The 14,720-nt window shown below is 63.1% G+C and carries 14 protein-coding genes; 9 read left to right on the plus strand and 5 right to left on the minus strand.

What is annotated here, in order from left to right:
- Nucleotides 1-62: 62 nt before the first annotated feature.
- Nucleotides 63-1,454, minus strand: coding sequence for an L-serine ammonia-lyase (locus RE4_RS22710; RefSeq protein WP_020971380.1), 1,392 nt, complete (start codon nucleotides 1,452-1,454; stop codon nucleotides 63-65).
- 173 nt (nucleotides 1,455-1,627) lie between these two features.
- Between RE4_RS22710 and RE4_RS22715 the strand changes: the two genes are divergently transcribed.
- Genes RE4_RS22715 through RE4_RS22735 form a run of 5 tightly spaced genes read left to right on the plus strand, consistent with a single transcriptional unit; the run spans nucleotide 1,628 to nucleotide 6,395 of the window.
- On the plus strand, nucleotides 1,628-3,022 hold the full coding sequence (locus tag RE4_RS22715; protein WP_020971379.1) for a purine-cytosine permease family protein: 1,395 nt from the start codon (nucleotides 1,628-1,630) through the stop codon (nucleotides 3,020-3,022).
- A 25-nt stretch (nucleotides 3,023-3,047) separates the two neighbouring features.
- Nucleotides 3,048-3,500, plus strand: coding sequence for a RidA family protein (locus RE4_RS22720; protein ID WP_020971378.1), 453 nt, complete (start codon nucleotides 3,048-3,050; stop codon nucleotides 3,498-3,500).
- A gap of 17 nt (nucleotides 3,501-3,517) precedes the next feature.
- Complete coding sequence (locus RE4_RS22725) at nucleotides 3,518-5,008, plus strand: 4-hydroxyphenylacetate 3-hydroxylase N-terminal domain-containing protein (RefSeq protein ID WP_020971377.1); 1,491 nt, start codon at nucleotides 3,518-3,520, stop codon at nucleotides 5,006-5,008.
- The gene (locus tag RE4_RS22730) at nucleotides 5,008-5,589 is read left to right on the plus strand and encodes a flavin reductase family protein (RefSeq protein ID WP_020971376.1); all 582 of its coding nucleotides are present in this window, start codon (nucleotides 5,008-5,010) and stop codon (nucleotides 5,587-5,589) included. The genes RE4_RS22725 and RE4_RS22730 overlap by 1 nt, the downstream gene beginning before the upstream one ends.
- Nucleotides 5,586-6,395 (plus strand): cyclase family protein, encoded by an 810-nt coding sequence (locus RE4_RS22735; protein ID WP_020971375.1) that lies wholly within the window; start codon nucleotides 5,586-5,588, stop codon nucleotides 6,393-6,395. Before RE4_RS22730 ends, RE4_RS22735 begins: the two co-directional genes overlap by 4 nt.
- A gap of 21 nt (nucleotides 6,396-6,416) precedes the next feature.
- On the opposite strand, the gene RE4_RS22740 is transcribed toward RE4_RS22735, so the two are convergent.
- Nucleotides 6,417-7,271 (minus strand): MerR family transcriptional regulator, encoded by an 855-nt coding sequence (locus RE4_RS22740; protein WP_020971374.1) that lies wholly within the window; start codon nucleotides 7,269-7,271, stop codon nucleotides 6,417-6,419.
- A 41-nt stretch (nucleotides 7,272-7,312) separates the two neighbouring features.
- On the opposite strand from RE4_RS22740, the gene RE4_RS22745 reads away from it, so the two are divergent.
- A complete protein-coding gene (locus tag RE4_RS22745; protein ID WP_158630225.1) occupies nucleotides 7,313-7,894 on the plus strand; it encodes a VOC family protein in 582 nt (193 codons plus the stop codon).
- Complete coding sequence (locus tag RE4_RS22750) at nucleotides 7,891-9,075, plus strand: M20 metallopeptidase family protein (protein ID WP_020971372.1); 1,185 nt, start codon at nucleotides 7,891-7,893, stop codon at nucleotides 9,073-9,075. Before RE4_RS22745 ends, RE4_RS22750 begins: the two co-directional genes overlap by 4 nt.
- Here the strand turns inward: RE4_RS22750 and RE4_RS22755 are convergent.
- Genes RE4_RS22755 through RE4_RS22765 form a run of 3 tightly spaced genes read right to left on the minus strand, consistent with a single transcriptional unit; the run spans nucleotide 9,057 to nucleotide 11,475 of the window.
- Complete coding sequence (locus tag RE4_RS22755) at nucleotides 9,057-9,857, minus strand: DUF1707 SHOCT-like domain-containing protein (RefSeq protein ID WP_020971371.1); 801 nt, start codon at nucleotides 9,855-9,857, stop codon at nucleotides 9,057-9,059. The genes RE4_RS22750 and RE4_RS22755 overlap by 19 nt on opposite strands.
- Before the next feature lie 10 nt (nucleotides 9,858-9,867).
- Entirely contained in the window at nucleotides 9,868-10,680 is an 813-nt protein-coding gene (locus tag RE4_RS22760) for a DUF1707 SHOCT-like domain-containing protein (protein ID WP_020971370.1), read from the minus strand.
- 30 nt (nucleotides 10,681-10,710) lie between these two features.
- A complete protein-coding gene (locus RE4_RS22765; protein WP_060939392.1) occupies nucleotides 10,711-11,475 on the minus strand; it encodes a DUF1707 SHOCT-like domain-containing protein in 765 nt (254 codons plus the stop codon).
- A 107-nt stretch (nucleotides 11,476-11,582) separates the two neighbouring features.
- Between RE4_RS22765 and RE4_RS22770 the strand changes: the two genes are divergently transcribed.
- Nucleotides 11,583-12,002: a DUF5318 family protein gene (locus RE4_RS22770; protein WP_042448217.1), complete on the plus strand. Its 420-nt coding sequence runs from the start codon at nucleotides 11,583-11,585 to the stop codon at nucleotides 12,000-12,002.
- 550 nt (nucleotides 12,003-12,552) lie between these two features.
- Complete coding sequence (locus RE4_RS22775) at nucleotides 12,553-14,703, plus strand: transglycosylase domain-containing protein (protein WP_060939393.1); 2,151 nt, start codon at nucleotides 12,553-12,555, stop codon at nucleotides 14,701-14,703.
- Nucleotides 14,704-14,720: the final 17 nt, after the last annotated feature.

Here is a 14,720-nt window from a genome sequence, read left to right on the forward strand (position 1 = left end):
GATACGTGTACCAAGGTGTCACGGATAGACGGCCTCGATTGGCCGCGGGCTGGGTGGACAACTCAGCACTCGACGACATTGACTGCAAGCCCGCCGCGTGAAGTTTCCTTGTACTTGTCGTGCATGTCGGCGCCAACGTCGCGCAAGGTACGGATGGCGGTGTCCAGTGAGACGTGGTGTGGCTGATCCTCCTCGTTCAGGGTGAGTGTCGCCGCCTGAACCGCGGTGACGGCAGCTATCGCATTGCGTTCGATGCACGGGATCTGTACCAGTCCGGCCACCGGATCACAGGTCAGGCCCAGGTGATGTTCCAGACCCATCTCCGCTGCCTTTCCCACCTGTGCCGGCGTTCCGCCGAGGGCCGCGCACAAGGCTCCGGCCGCCATCGCGCACGCCGAACCCACTTCGCCCTGGCAGCCGACCTCTGCCCCGGAGATGGAAGCGCCCGCCTTCACGACGCTGCCGATGGCAGTCGCGGTCAGGAGCATGTCGACGACGCCATTCATGTCGGCACCTGGCGTCCGAAGGTAATGCTCCACAACTGCGGGCAAGATTCCCGCTGCCCCGTTCGTCGGCGCGGTGACCACCCGGAATCCCGATGCGTTCTCCTCGTTGACGGCCAATGCTGCGAGTTGGATCCGAGAAATTGCGGTCAGTTCGTGCGTGGGTTGGCTGTCCAGAGTCCTGGCGAGTCCGGGGGCACGTCTGCGAACGGCAAGACCTCCCGGGAGTGTGCCATCTGCCCGCGTGCGACCGGCGCCGATGCACGCCCGCATGGCTTCCCAGATCTCGACCGCGTCGGCTTGGGGGTCTCGGCCGAGCGCCCACTCGTTTGCCGCGGCAATCTCTGCGACGGTCACTTCCCGTGATGCGCTGAGTGTAAGAAGGTCGTCGAACGTGCGGTAGGGGTACGGAATCTGTGGTGGCGATGGTTGCGTCTGGCCCACCGTCACTACGAAACCGCCGCCGACGGATAGGAAAGTGCGGTCCTCGATAACTGTGCCGTCGTTCGCTATCGCAGTGAACTCCAACGCATTCGGGTGATCTGGGTGGGGGTCGAACGGGGCAAGAGTGATGTCCTCGTAAGCGACGGTGACCGCGTGGTCGTCGACTGATATTTCGTGCAGCGAACGCGAATGTTCCCATAATCCGTGGACGGCAGCGGGATCGCAGTCGTGCGGTGACCATCCGCGTAAGCCCGCGAGGACTGCGTCGGGAGATCCGTGGCCGACTCCGGTGGCCCCGAGGGAGCCGCGAAGCCGTACCTGAATGCGCGAAGTCCGTGCAAGCAGGTGTGCGTTGCGTAGTCCCGCCACGAACGACGCGGCAGCACGCATGGGCCCGACGGTATGTGAACTCGACGGACCTATGCCTATCGAAAACAATTCGGACATGGACGTGTGTGCGCCCACAGATCCATCAGCACAATATGAGGTATTTAGCACAGATTTCATCGATCTTCTCCGTCTGAAGTGAGTTAAACAGGGAAATTGCCCTGTTTCGAGGATGTTTCGGCAAAGAAAATTCTCCACGGTTCCGTAGATATTTCTTACTGCACAGTTGTAGATTATCCGTACATCACTCGATCGGTTCCGATTCTCACTACTCACGCACTGCAGAGGTGCCAATGAAGACCACTGATTCCTCACTCATCGAGGACCTCACGATCCAACCTGTGCCGGAAGAGCGCCGCACCGGTACTGCCCGCCATCTGTTCTCGGTCTGGTTCGGCGTCCAGATCATGCCCCTTACCCTCGTGATGGGTGTGCTGGGTCCGACTGTGTACGGACTCGACATCGCCTCGACAATTGCCGCGATCGTCCTCGGTAACCTGATCGGTGCGGTCTTCATGGCATTGCACTCGGTGCAGGGATCAAAACTTGGTGTGCCGCAGATGATTCAGGCACGTGGACAATTCGGTATGTACGGCTCGCTGCTCGTGTTGGTCGTCGTCATCCTGATGTACCTGGGTTTTCTCGCGTCTATCATCGTGCTTGCCCGAGACACACTTGTTGCGTTGGTACCCGCATTGAACCCCTCGCTTGCGTTGGTGCTGACTACTGGTCTCACGCTGGTGGCAGTCATCTTCGGTTACGAGTTCATTCACCGACTCAACCGCGCCTTGCTCGTTCTCTTCGGAATTGCCGTCATCTTGATCGCCGTGTTCACCTTCCAAGCCGCCGGTGGAGGGCCCGCGACATCGGCGGATACGAGCTTTAGCGTGATAGGTTTCCTCGGGATGACGTCGATCGCCGCGACATGGCAGATCGCCTACGCGCCTTACGTTTCCGACTATTCTCGCTACCTGCCCGCGGCGACTCCTTCGCGCGAGGCGTTCTGGTACACCTATCTCGGCGCCGTTGTCGGCGCGATTCCGGTGATGACCCTCGGTGCGCTCCTCGTGACCGCGGCAGGCGGCGACGGAAGCGTCGCTCAACTGCTCGACATCATGCCAGGTCCGATTGGCGTCTTCGTTCTCGTCATGCTTTTCCTCGGCGCCATCGACGCGGCGGTGATCAACCTTTACGGCCCGTCCCTGTGCACGCTGACGTTGATGCAAACATTCCGAACAGGCTGGAAACCAGGAGCTTTCGCGCGTAACCTCGTCGCCACCTGCACCGCCGTCATCGCATTCATGGTGGCCCTGCTGTTCGCTGACAACTTTCTCGTCAACTACTCCAACTTCATCCACTTCCTGATGTGCTTGCTCATCCCCTGGAGCATCGTCAATCTGGTCGACTATTACATGATCGCCAAGGGACAGTACGATATTGCCGCGTTCAGTGACGTCAATGCCGGCTATGGGGCCTTCAACATACCGGCCCTGGCTACCTACATCCTCGGATTTGTCATCCAAATGCCTTTCATGTCAGGCGATTTCTTTACCGGACCGGTGGCCGCAGCCATGAACGGGGTCGACGTGTCCTGGCTCGTCGGGTCCGTGGCCAGCTTCTTTCTCTATCTCGCGCTCGTTCGACTCTCCGCCAAGCGCACTCCGGCTCTCGCTGCAGCCGCTGCCTGAAACTTGAACACCGAAAGGAATATTCATGACCGGGACCGAACTCGCCGACCTCGTCGGCGACGGCACTGACCGCCAGCGTCTGATGAACAGCACCTGGACTCACCACATCAAGACTCCGTTCTCACAGGGATGGCGGATCGGGAACCTCGTCTTCACCGGCGGCCAACTCTCGGCGGACGAACACGGAAACGTCCTCGGAGAGGGTGACATCGAGGCGCAGACCCGCAATGTATTCGAGTCGCTCACCACAGTACTGGCCGAGGCCGGTGCCACCTGGGGCGACGTCGTCAAACTCAATACCTACTACTGCTTCGACGGCTCGGGAGACCAGGTTCAGGAGAACTGGGAGACCATGACCCGCGTTCGGATGGAATTCCTCCCCGAAGAGGGGCCTGCCGGTACCGGCGTACGCGTCGCCGGACTCATGTACGACGGCTTTCTCATCGAGGCCGAAGCCATCGCGGTCATCCGCGGCTGATCACCGAAAGGAACATCATGACCAACCCCACGCTCGACGCCCGGAGACTGCGCATCGACAAGGTCACCGAACAACTCTCGCAGACCGGAGGGCACCTGCTCACCGGTGATCAGTACAAGGCCTCGTTGCGCGACGGCCGCCGCATCATCTCCTCACAGGGTGAGGATGTCGAGGATGTCACCACCCATCCCGACCTGCGTGCCGTCAACACCCTGGCCGGAATTCAGGATGCCCAGTTCGCGTCGGAGACCCGCGACGTTCTCACCTACGTGGACGACGACGGTGGCCGACGCGCCATCGGATGGCAGATTCCCCGCACTCGCGCTGACCTGATGGCCAAACGTGAAGCGACGCGGCTGATCACGCAGAAGACCATGGGCATGTACGGCCGTCCCAACGACTACGGCGCAATGATGGCACTCGGCTTCCTCTCGACCATCGACAGGATCGAAGCGGAGAACCCTGAATTCGCGCAGAACATACGCGATTTCGTGAAGATATCTGGTGATCACAACCTGCTCAGCACAGATCTGATCGCAGACCCGCAGTCCGACAAGAGTATTCCGCGAAACGAGCGCCCGTCGCAGTTGCGCATTGTCGAAGACCGACCCGACGGAATCGTCATCTCAGGTGCGAAGGTAGCCGGTAGCATCGGTTCCCTCGCACACTTTTTCACTCTCTCGACCACTCTCGGCGGTGGAGTCGGGCCGGAAGCGGCCATCTGGGCGGCGATCCCGGTCAACTCCCCCGGTCTCTCGCTCATCCTGCGCGAGCCGACGGCGAAGATGAACACGCCGCGCAATGATCACCCGCTCGATCACGCCGGTGAAGAACTCGATCAGACGATCATCTTCGACAAGGTGTTCATCCCGCGTGAGTACGTCTTCAGCAAGTACAACCTGGGATTGCTCGACCTGTACTACGAATCCTGTGCGTATTCGCTGTGGTCGGTGATGACGCGCCTGGCCTTCCGGGCAGAGATGTTCACCGGTGTGGCGCAGGTGATCACCGAGATCCTCGGCACCGACAAGATTCCCGGTGTGCAGGCTGCCGTCGCCGACATCACGCTCTACGCACAAACCCTCAAGGCGTATTCGCTCGCCACCGTTCACGAGTCAGTGGAATGGTGTGGCCTGCATGTACCGAACCCGGAACTGACAACGGCAGGCCGTCTCTACTCGATCGAGAACTATCCCCGCATCACCTATCTGCTTCGCGATCTGTGCGGGCAGGCGCTCATCGCCCGCTGGCCCGAAAAAGTTTGGGATCATCCGGAATTCGGCTCCCGGATGGAAGAGTTCTTTCCTGGAACCGGGGTCTCCGCCCGGGACAAGAACACCTTCTTCAACTTCGTCTGGGACCTGGTCGCGGGTGCTCACGCGGGCCGCGTCGGACTGTTCGAGAACGTCAACGCCACTCCGCCAGCCTTCGTCCGTAACCTCGTCTACTCCAAGACCGATCGCACCGCAGCCGCTCGGCGAGTCCGCGACTATGTGGGGATCGCCTGATGGGCGCGCCGGTGATGGACAGACGCACCGCATCACTTCGTGCAGCAGCCGGCGCCACCCACCCATGTGTGCCCGCCGAGGATTTTGCTGCCTCGATGCGCAAGCTGGCGAGCGGTATCGTGGTGGTGACCACCGAGGTCGAGGGGCGACCTTGGGGGCTGACGCTCAGTTCGGTGTCCTCGTTCTCGGCTGATCCGGCCCGGATCTCGTTGTCGGTGAACAAGACCAATGTCACAGCCCGCTACATCGCCGAGCGCGAGCGCTTCGGCGTCGCAATCCTCTCCGACGACAAGATGGCGCTCGCCGCCGATCTCGCTGCGCCTGGTAAGCCGAAATTCATTGCCGAAGAACAACTGTGCAGTCCTGGACCGCGGTTCTCGCTGCCGGCGATCGACGGGGCCCTGTACAACATCGAATGCGCAGTGGTCTTCATGGTGGAAGCCGTCGACCACGTCCTCGTTGTCGCCGACGTGGTCTCGGCGCGTGCAGGCGCTCACGCGGAGACTGCCGGACCGTTGACGTACTTCGACCGCACCTTCGGCTCGTTCGCCGTGGGAGACCCAGAAGGAGGGATCGTATGACCACGACACCGGATACGGCTGCCAGACAGCAGAGCCCACTGCTTGGTGATCGGCTACTCGAGAACCGTCAACCGATAGTCGATCTGACCAGGCCGGTGTACGAAGGGATGCCGATGTGGTTCGGCCATCAGCGCACCTTCACTCCGGTGAACCAGACACACGAGCAGTTCAAGGCGATGTACGGGACCAAGGATGGGTTCTACGCGCGCAATCTCGTGATCAGCGAGCACGCCGGCACCCACGCCGACGCGACCATCGAGTATGACCCCGACGGCGCCACCATCGACAACACCCCGTTGGCGTACTACTACGGTTCGGCCGTCTGTCTCGATCTATCGCACGTGAAATTCGAAGGCCCCGAACCGATGACACATGGATCGGCGGGTATCGAGGACGTCGAGATCGCCGAGCGGGCGCTGGCCGAGGCAGGTGAGGAGATCAGGCCCGGCGATATCGTACTGGCCTGGTTCGACTACGGCGATCGCTGGTTCCCCGAACGCAAGTACATCGACGAGAATCCCGGATTCTCCTGGGAGGGCGCCGAATACCTCGCGAAGAAGGGTGTGGTAAACATCGGCACCGACTGCAATGCGATCGACAACAGTCTCGACAACAGCTTCGCCGGACACATGGTGTGCAAGAAGTACGGGATCGTGAACACCGAGCATTTGCAGAATCTGGGACAGTTGGTGAACACCCGCTTCGACTACTTCGGCCTGCCACTGCACCTCGTCGGCGGCACCGGCTCGCCCATTCGGGCCGTCGCGGTCCCCCGTGCGCGGTTAGGGAGTCCGGAGACTCCTTAACCACGCACAGGGCTGGAGGAATTAGAAGGTCGGTGGAGTGTTCACCCACACTACGCGGGCGGTGACGGTGCCATGATTGGCGTAAGTGTGCGGGCGAGTGCTGGGAAACGTCATCGAGTCGCCGGTGGCCAGAGACACGGTTTCGACGCCGTCGAGAACGATCTCCACGCTGCCGGCGACAACGGTGAGGAACTCTTCTCCTGCATGAGTCATCGGTTCACCGCTGCCGAAACCGGGCTCGATGGTGACCATCTGGGACTGCAACACCGTCGACGACTGGTAAAGGTTCTCGATTCGAACGCCTTCGGCTTCGAGGGGAAGGACTTCGCGCTCGTCGGCGCGCACGATCATCCGATCCTCGGAGGCCGGCATACCGAGGAGCTCCGGCGTGGTCGTTCCGAGCGCATGTGCGATCTGTGTGATGCGTCCGATGCTGGGTTTGCTCAGTCCACGCTCGAATGCGCTCAACGCAGAAGGGCTGACCGCGATTTCCTGCGAAAGGTCACGCAGGCTCATCCGATTTCGGCGTCGAAGCTCCTTGACTCGGGCGCCTATGGCGCCGATGTCGTCTTCGGCGGGTGGGGCGTCGTCCTCGACGTCGCCGTCAAGCGCCTGACGGATACCGACGACGGTCATGGAGCGGGATTCGAGGAGCTTGCGGATCTTCTCGAGCCGTTTGACGTCCTGCATCGAATACATGCGTTGCCCGGACTCGGTGCGAAGAGGGGTGATCAGCCGTTCTTGCTCCCACAACCGAATTCGTGCGGTAGACACGCCGACGATGCTGGCCACGTGGCCGATCTTGAGGATCGCGGCATCGGTTGCAGACTTCGGCACCGGCTCGTCCGGACGATTCGGGGAACTGGTTGAAGACATGGACCTCGACCTCACGAAAGGGGAAACGGATCACGGTGAACGTGCGCGTAGATCATATAGTTCTCGTACATGGCGACTTGAAGAAAGCCGCACAAATTGTGTCGCAGGTGACAGGTCTCGAGGTGCGTGGCGGTGGCCGCCACGACGCAGTCGGCACCAGCAATCTGATCATTCCGATGGGGGAGACGTACCTGGAACTGGCGACTGTGAACGACCCCGTCGCCGCTGCGCAGCACCCCTTCGGACGACTGGTCTCTGCCGCACTTGAACACGACCGGGCCTTGGCGGCGTGGGCAGTGGCAGGCACTGTCGGCGACGACGCCGTGCCGCTTAGTCGCGCCGGCGTCAGCGTCCGCCTCGTCGGCTGCGACCAGGCGATCATTCGCCCTGACCTACCTTTCCGGCTCGAGCGTCCCGGCGGCCAGGCGTTTCCCGGCGCGACATCTGAGCCGCGCCGACTGCGGGAGATCCACCTGCGCGGACCCGAAGAACCGGGCGGTCTGAGCAACGGACCCACTGAACTGGTGACGACCCGCGGACCCGCAGCCCTTCACTCGTTCGCCCTCGACGACGCGGACGGGCACGAGTTGAGCGTCACCAACGACATCTGGAGCACTCTGTGAGCATCGACATCGTCGCGGTACGTCGCGATCTGCACGCCATGCCCGAAGTGGGCCTCGACCTCCCGCTGACCCAGGCCTACCTGCTGGACCGACTCGTCGAATCGGGAATCGAACTGACGCTCGGCACCGCGATGTCGTCGGTAACCGCCGTGGTGCGCGGCGGCAGGGTCGATCGCTCGAACCCGTCTCAGGTTCCCACCGTCCTGGTGCGATCCGACATGGACGCTCTCCCTGTTGCCGAAGACACCGGACTCGACTGGGCGTCGGGCAACGGGGCGATGCACGCGTGCGGTCACGACGCGCACATGGCGATCGTCCTCGCGGCGGCATTGGAAACCCAGGAGAGGCGAGCCGATCTGACCGGCGACGTCATCTTCTTCTTCCAGCCGGGAGAAGAAGGCCACGGCGGTGCGAAACTGGCACTCGAGGAAGGCCTCCTGGGCGTTTCCGGCGCGCGCCCGGTGGCCGCACTGGGGTTGCACGTCCTCGCTCATCTGCTCGGCGCCGGTGAATTCGCGTCACGCGAGGGTGCAGTGCTGTCGGGTTCGACGCTCGTCGATGTGACCATCACCGGCAGTGGCGGCCACGGCTCCTCCCCTCACCTGGCGCGTAGTCCACTCACAGCGGCGGCGGAAGCTGTTGGTGCCGTGGGGATCGCGGCGTCACACGGCGTCTCGATGTTCGAGCCCGCTGCGGTGGTGTTCGGTGCATTACGCGCCGGTGAGGCGCGAAACGTCATACCCGACAACGCTTCTCTGTCCGGGGTGATCCGCAGTTTCTCGGAGGACACGGATGCGCGTCTGCAGTCGATCGTGCGTCGTACCGTCGACGGCGTCGCACACGCGCACGGCGTCGAGGCTGAAGTGGTGCTGACCCAGGACACTGTGCCGACAGTCAGCAACGGCATTGAACTGGACCGACTGGATGCGGTCGCCGCGGGAGTCGGCACGTCGGTCACTCGATTGCAGCAGCCGATCGGAATCTCCGAGGATTTCTCGTGGATCCTCCGCGAAGTGCCCGGTGTCTTCCTGCTCGTCGGGGCCCGTACCAGCGACGAAAGCCACTTACCGTCGAATCACTCTGCGCGGGCGACATTTTCCGATGACGTGCTCGCCCCCACCCGGGATCTGATCGTGGCGTGGGTGCAAGGGCGTCTGGCAGATCAAGGCGCAAATGGGTAGACGCTCAATGGCTCGCCCGACAGTGTGGTCTCCAGGTGGCCGGAGTCGTCGGCCTCGTTTCTCACGTACATAGAGACGGTCGGCTCGTTGGCTCGGCCGATGGTGGGGTATTCGAAACGGATCTGGTCGACCACTCCGCCCGGAACCCGGAGCGTTTCCGGAGCGCCGGCGATCAGCCGCGCCAGAACCTCGAGATCGACCGTCGACAGGTCGATTGTTCGTGTCCCGGTTTTTCGGGGTGAAGGTGTCGACCAGGATTTGAAGTCACCATCGTAGATGTATCTGACGTAGTTGCCGGGCTGATCATGGGCCACTCGTTCTACGGTTGCGTTTTCGGTACTGAGCGAGACGGTATCGGCGATGGTGTCGCCGAATTCGGCCCGGTAATCGTCGATGAACTGCGCCACGCCGTGGCCGGTCATCAGATTCGGGATCGGTGCGTCGGTCCCGAGCGGTGACGTGTCCGGGTTGGTGGCCGAACCGATCAGCGCCCCGACGACACCGGCGACAAGTACGACGGCCGCAGCAGCTTTCACCGATTTCGGTGGCGCAGGCAGGCGGGGCCGGACCACCTCGGTGTCGAGATATCGAGAGGGGATCTGAAGGTCATTCACGAGAACCTGAAGGTCGTGAATTGTTTTGGCGGACATTGCTTTTGATGTTCGAGACTCGTATTCTCCGGCATGTAGCTGCCCGTCTGCGAGGGCGTTGTCCAGCACCCCACAGGTATCGGCTCGGTCGGAATCTCGTGCACGTTTAGACGGGGAGGGACTCGACGGCATGATCTGATTCCTAATCGGTGAAGGCGTAGACGCGGACGAGTTCGCCAGCGGAGGTGGTATTGACGAATCCGCCTTCGCCGAAGCTGTTTTTCGCCGAAATATCCAGCAGCGGTTCTTCTCCGGCAGTGTACGAAATGTAGTAGACCTGGGCGTCGGGCACATTGACGTGCCGCTGGATCGCCTCGATGTTTCGTCGTACGGCTTCGAGATCAATCGCGTCGAGATCGACTGTTGCAGTGTCGATCTTACGGCTTTCCGGATCGCCGTCCGCAGTGAAGCCGCCGCGAAAGGAGTACTTGATCTTCCGGTTGGGTTGACCGGGAACAGCGAGGGAGAAATAGGCTGCGCTGTTGTTGAAGGTGATCTCGTCGACGACGGTGGAGCCGAACTTTTCCCGCAACCGGTCACGTAAGAGGGCGATCCCTTCCGCGCTCGCCATGAAGGGTGTGGGTATGACCAAGGGCTCCGGGTTCGGGACAACGGCAGGCGCAACTGCGGACGGCGGCGTCACGGGATCTCGGTGCGTGAGCGAATAAGCCCCGACGCCGACGACCAGCGCTGCCGCCACCGTTGCCGCTGCGAACCACGGCACCGGTCGTTTTGGTGGGCGACGTCGATCGGACGGCGGATTCGCTGCGCCCTGCAAGTCGGCGACGATGGCGGCCAGTTCGTCGAGAGTGCGCGCTTTCGCCACCGCCTGCGCGGCAGCGCGATGCTCGGCGGCGTTCAACTGTCCGTCTCCGAACGCCGCATCGACGACGGCCGCGGTTGTCTCCCTGTCCCGGTTTGCGGCGCGGGTGTTCGGCGGATATTTCTGGGCCATGCCGAGAATCCTAAATTCAAGGCCTGTGCGTCAGAACACCCTGCCGTCGAAGGTCATCTTGCGCACGCCCGTGTACGCCCCGGTGTCGTCGACGACGTAGATGCTTATCACCGGCGCACCCGAATCGGCCAAGGTGATGTGGTCCACGCGGGTACCGGCCAGCGCGGCGGGGGACTGTGCGATCACCGATACCAAGGCGTCGCGGTTCACGTTGGTGAGGTCCATGTCCGTGTTGCCGGCCACCGACGCGGGTTCGTCGGACGGAGTGAGAGTGCCGCGGAAATCGAAGTTCCGGAAGTTCCCTGATCCGTCGACGCGGCCGACCACCGCTCGATCGGGGTAAAAGGTCGCAACCCGCACCGTCTCGGAACCGTACGTCGCGACGAACGACGCGAAGACGTCGTCGATGCCGGTGGGAGTAAACGGAGAATCGGCAGGCTCGGTGCTTGCTGTGAACCGTTCGACCACCTCGGCCGGCGGCTCGAGCGGACCGCGTTGGGCTGCAGCCAGTGCAATCGCGCCCGCCACCGCCGCAGCGGCCAGCGAAACGTAGAGCACTTTTCGTCGAAAGGTCACGTGGGGAGATTTCACGCGCGCACGAGGTGCAGCTTCCTGTAGATCGCCGATCAACGACGCCAACTCGACCACCGTCGTGGCAGTTCGCGCTTGCTCGGTGCGATCGAAGTATTCGGCGGCGCCCAGTTGTCCCTCGGCGTAAGCGGCGTCGAGTCTGGCGCAGGCGTCGATACGGTCCGTATCGCGTGCGCGGGTGGCCGGCGTCTTGGAAGAACTCACAGGTTCCAATGATAATTGCTGGTCGCCATGCGTCCGGACCGCAAAATGTGTTCATCGTGACCCTCCCGAACCGTCCGTGGCGGCACGGACGCACGTACGCTGGTCAGGTGCGGATACAGCGGCAAGTTGTGGACTACGCGCTCGCGCGTCGGTCTGTGCTGGCCGAAGTGTCTGCGGGTAGGACCGACGTCAAGCAAGTGTGTGACGCCGATCCGTACCTACTCAGAGCCGCGAAGTTCCACGGCCGGGGCAGCGACGTCGTCTGCCCCATTTGCCGCAAGGAACAGTTGACGCTCGTGTCCTGGGTGTTCGGCGACAAGCTCGGTCAGGTTTCGGGATCGGCCCGAACCTCGGACGAGCTCGCTCGGCTTGCGGAAACAGCAGAGGAGTTCACGGTGCACGTTGTAGAGGTGTGCCGTACCTGCAGTTGGAACCACTTGGTGCAGTCCTATGTGCTCGGCGCAGTACCTGCGCCGCCGCGACCGCGGCGAGCACGCCCACCAAGCCGGCGCACCGCCAGCGAGTAACGCCACACCCGAAGAAGGGCCCGATCGAAGTCTGCACGTGATCGGTCCGTGACCACTGGAGATTTGATTCGTGAGTTCCCCCAGCAACAACAACCCGGGAGGCAACAACCCGGGTGGCCGTCCCGTCGGTCCCAACCGTCCCGCCGGACCTCCTCAGGGTCGTCCGCCGCAGGGACGCCCTCCGATGGGTCCGCCCCCTCAGGGTCGTCCGCCGCAAGGTCGTCCGATGGGACCCCCGCCTCAGGGTCGTCCGCCTCAGGGTCGTCCGCCTCAGGGTCGACCTTCGGGCCCGCCTCCTCAGGGCCGCCCCGCCGGCCCCCCGCCTCAGGGTCGTCCGCCGCAAGGCCGACCTGCCGGCCCGCCGCCTCGAGATCGCGCCGCAGGCGCTCAGGCAAACGAACCGACCCAGCGCGTCGCGGCAGCAGCAGCGACCACCCGTACCAACGCGGGCACCCGCCCGCCGGTCGGACCTCCGCCGACGAAGCCGCCGACAGGTGGCTCCGGTGGCGGTGGCAACGACGGACAACCCCCGAAGGGAAGAAAGAGCACCGTGAAGAAGAAGTCCAAGTGGCGCACAGTTCGCCGCTCGGCCTACGTCTTGGTGGCGCTCGGTCTTGTTCTGCCCGTCCTTGCCTTCATGGCCGCGTACATCGTGCAGGACGTCCCCAAGCCAGGTGACCAAAAGACCAATCAGGTGGCGACGGTCTTCGCCGCCGACGGCACCACGGTGATCAGTACTGTCGTCCCGCCGGACGAAGGTAACCGCGTCGAGGTCTCACTCGATCAGGTGCCGATGCACGTTCGGAACGCCGTTCTGGCCGCAGAGGACCGCGATTTCTACTCGAACCCGGGCTTCTCGATCTCCGGTTTCGCGCGCGCAGCCCGTGACAACGTGCTCGGTCGTGACAGCGCCGGTGGTGGCTCGACCATCACGCAGCAGTACGTGAAGACCGCGCTCGTCGGCTCGGAGCGTTCGCTGACGCGAAAGATGAAGGAACTCGTTCTCTCTTCGAAGATGGCCAACGAGTGGTCCAAGGACGACATTCTCGCCGCATACCTGAACACCATTTACTTCGGTCGCGGCGCGTACGGCATCGAAGCTGCGTCCAAGGCTTACTTCGGCAAGCCCGTCGACCAGCTGTCCATCGAAGAAGGCGCCGTCCTGGCATCGTCGATTCAGCTTCCGTCACTCCTCGATCCCGAGACCAACCCGACCGGTGCCAAGTCCCGTTGGAACTACGTGCTCGACGGCATGGTGTCCGCCGGCACGCTGGATCAGGCCGCGCGCACGCCGATGCAGTACCCCGCCTACATCCCGCTCGCCCAGGTCGACAACAGCAGCCAAGGCTCGACCGGACCCGAGGGCCTGATCAAGCGTCAGGTGCTCAAGGAGATCGGCGACGCCGGAATCAGCGAGCAGTTGCTCAACACCGAGGGCTTGCAGATCACCACGACCATCGACCCGCAGGCTCAGGCCGCAGCGGTCGAGGCAGCCCGTTCCAACATGGAGGGTGAGCCGGAGAACCTGCGCACCGCCGTTGTCTCGGTCGACCCGAAGACCGGAGCCGTCAAGGCGTACTACGGCGGTGAGGACGGCGCGGGATACGACTTCGCGAATGCCGGACTTCAGACCGGTTCCTCGTTCAAGGTGTTCGGTCTCGCAGCCGCCCTGGATCAGGGGATCCCGCTCTCGCAGATGTACGACAGTTCGCCGCTGACCGTCAACGGCATCTCCATCGGCAACGTCGAAGGTGAAAGCTGCGGCACCTGCACCATCGCAGAGGCGCTCAAGCGTTCGCTGAACACCAGCTTCTACCGCCAGATGCTCAGCCTCGACGGCAACGGCCCGCAGGCAATCGCGGACATCGCACACCAAGCAGGCATCCCGAAGGACATCCCGGGCGTCGGCCCGTCGCTCACCGAGGGTGACGGTTCCGGTCCCAACAACGGCATCGTGCTCGGCCAGTACCAGGCCCGCGTGCTCGACATGGCGTCGTCGTACGCGACGCTCGCCGCATCCGGCACGTATCACGCACCGCACTTCGTCCAGAAGGTCGTCGCGGCTGACGGCACCGTGCTGCTGGACCGCGGCGCACCCGCCGGTGAGGACCGCATCGACGCTGCCGTGGCGGACAACGTGACGGCTGCGATGCAGCCGATCGCGGCGTACTCGCGCGGTCACAACCTGGCCGGCGGACGTCTGTCGGCGTCGAAGACAGGTACCGCGCAGCTCGGTGACACCGGAGCCAACAAGGACGCATGGATGGTCGGCTACACGCCGTCACTCTCGACCGCGGTCTGGGTCGGAACTCCCGACGGTGAAGCGATCACCAATTCCGGTGGCGCGATGATCTACGGCTCGGGTCTGCCTTCGGACATCTGGAAGGACACGATGGACGGCGCTCTCGAGGGCACCGACAACGAGAAGTTCCCGACGCCGGGCAAGATCAACGGTCAAGCCGGTGGTGTTCCGGAGTACACGGCTCCCGCACCGCCCAAGACGTCGGCGCCGCCGACCACCGCACCGACGACGACGGAAACCACTCCGCCGCCCGTGGTGACGACGACGCAGGTCGAGGTTCTGCCGGGCATCACCATCCCGATTCCGGGCATCTCCCGGCCGACGACAACGGCGCCGCAGGTACCAGGGGCAGGCGAGACCACCGAGGAAGAACCGGCAGGTGTGAGCCCCGGCCAGTAGTTGGAGGGTGGTCGGTT

The organism is Rhodococcus erythropolis NBRC 15567, from assembly GCF_001552595.1.
Classification (GTDB): Bacteria; Actinomycetota; Actinomycetes; order Mycobacteriales; family Mycobacteriaceae; genus Rhodococcus_F; species Rhodococcus_F erythropolis.

Coding starts and splice junctions, on each gene's coding strand:
- RE4_RS22710 (WP_020971380.1), bottom strand. CDS start 1,454: ATGAAATCTGTGCTAAATACCTCATATTGTGCTGATGGATCTGTGGGC.
- RE4_RS22715 (WP_020971379.1), top strand. CDS start 1,628: ATGAAGACCACTGATTCCTCACTCATCGAGGACCTCACGATCCAACCT.
- RE4_RS22720 (WP_020971378.1), top strand. CDS start 3,048: ATGACCGGGACCGAACTCGCCGACCTCGTCGGCGACGGCACTGACCGC.
- RE4_RS22725 (WP_020971377.1), top strand. CDS start 3,518: ATGACCAACCCCACGCTCGACGCCCGGAGACTGCGCATCGACAAGGTC.
- RE4_RS22730 (WP_020971376.1), top strand. CDS start 5,008: ATGGGCGCGCCGGTGATGGACAGACGCACCGCATCACTTCGTGCAGCA.
- RE4_RS22735 (WP_020971375.1), top strand. CDS start 5,586: ATGACCACGACACCGGATACGGCTGCCAGACAGCAGAGCCCACTGCTT.
- RE4_RS22740 (WP_020971374.1), bottom strand. CDS start 7,271: ATGTCTTCAACCAGTTCCCCGAATCGTCCGGACGAGCCGGTGCCGAAG.
- RE4_RS22755 (WP_020971371.1), bottom strand. CDS start 9,857: ATGCCGTCGAGTCCCTCCCCGTCTAAACGTGCACGAGATTCCGACCGA.
- RE4_RS22760 (WP_020971370.1), bottom strand. CDS start 10,680: ATGGCCCAGAAATATCCGCCGAACACCCGCGCCGCAAACCGGGACAGG.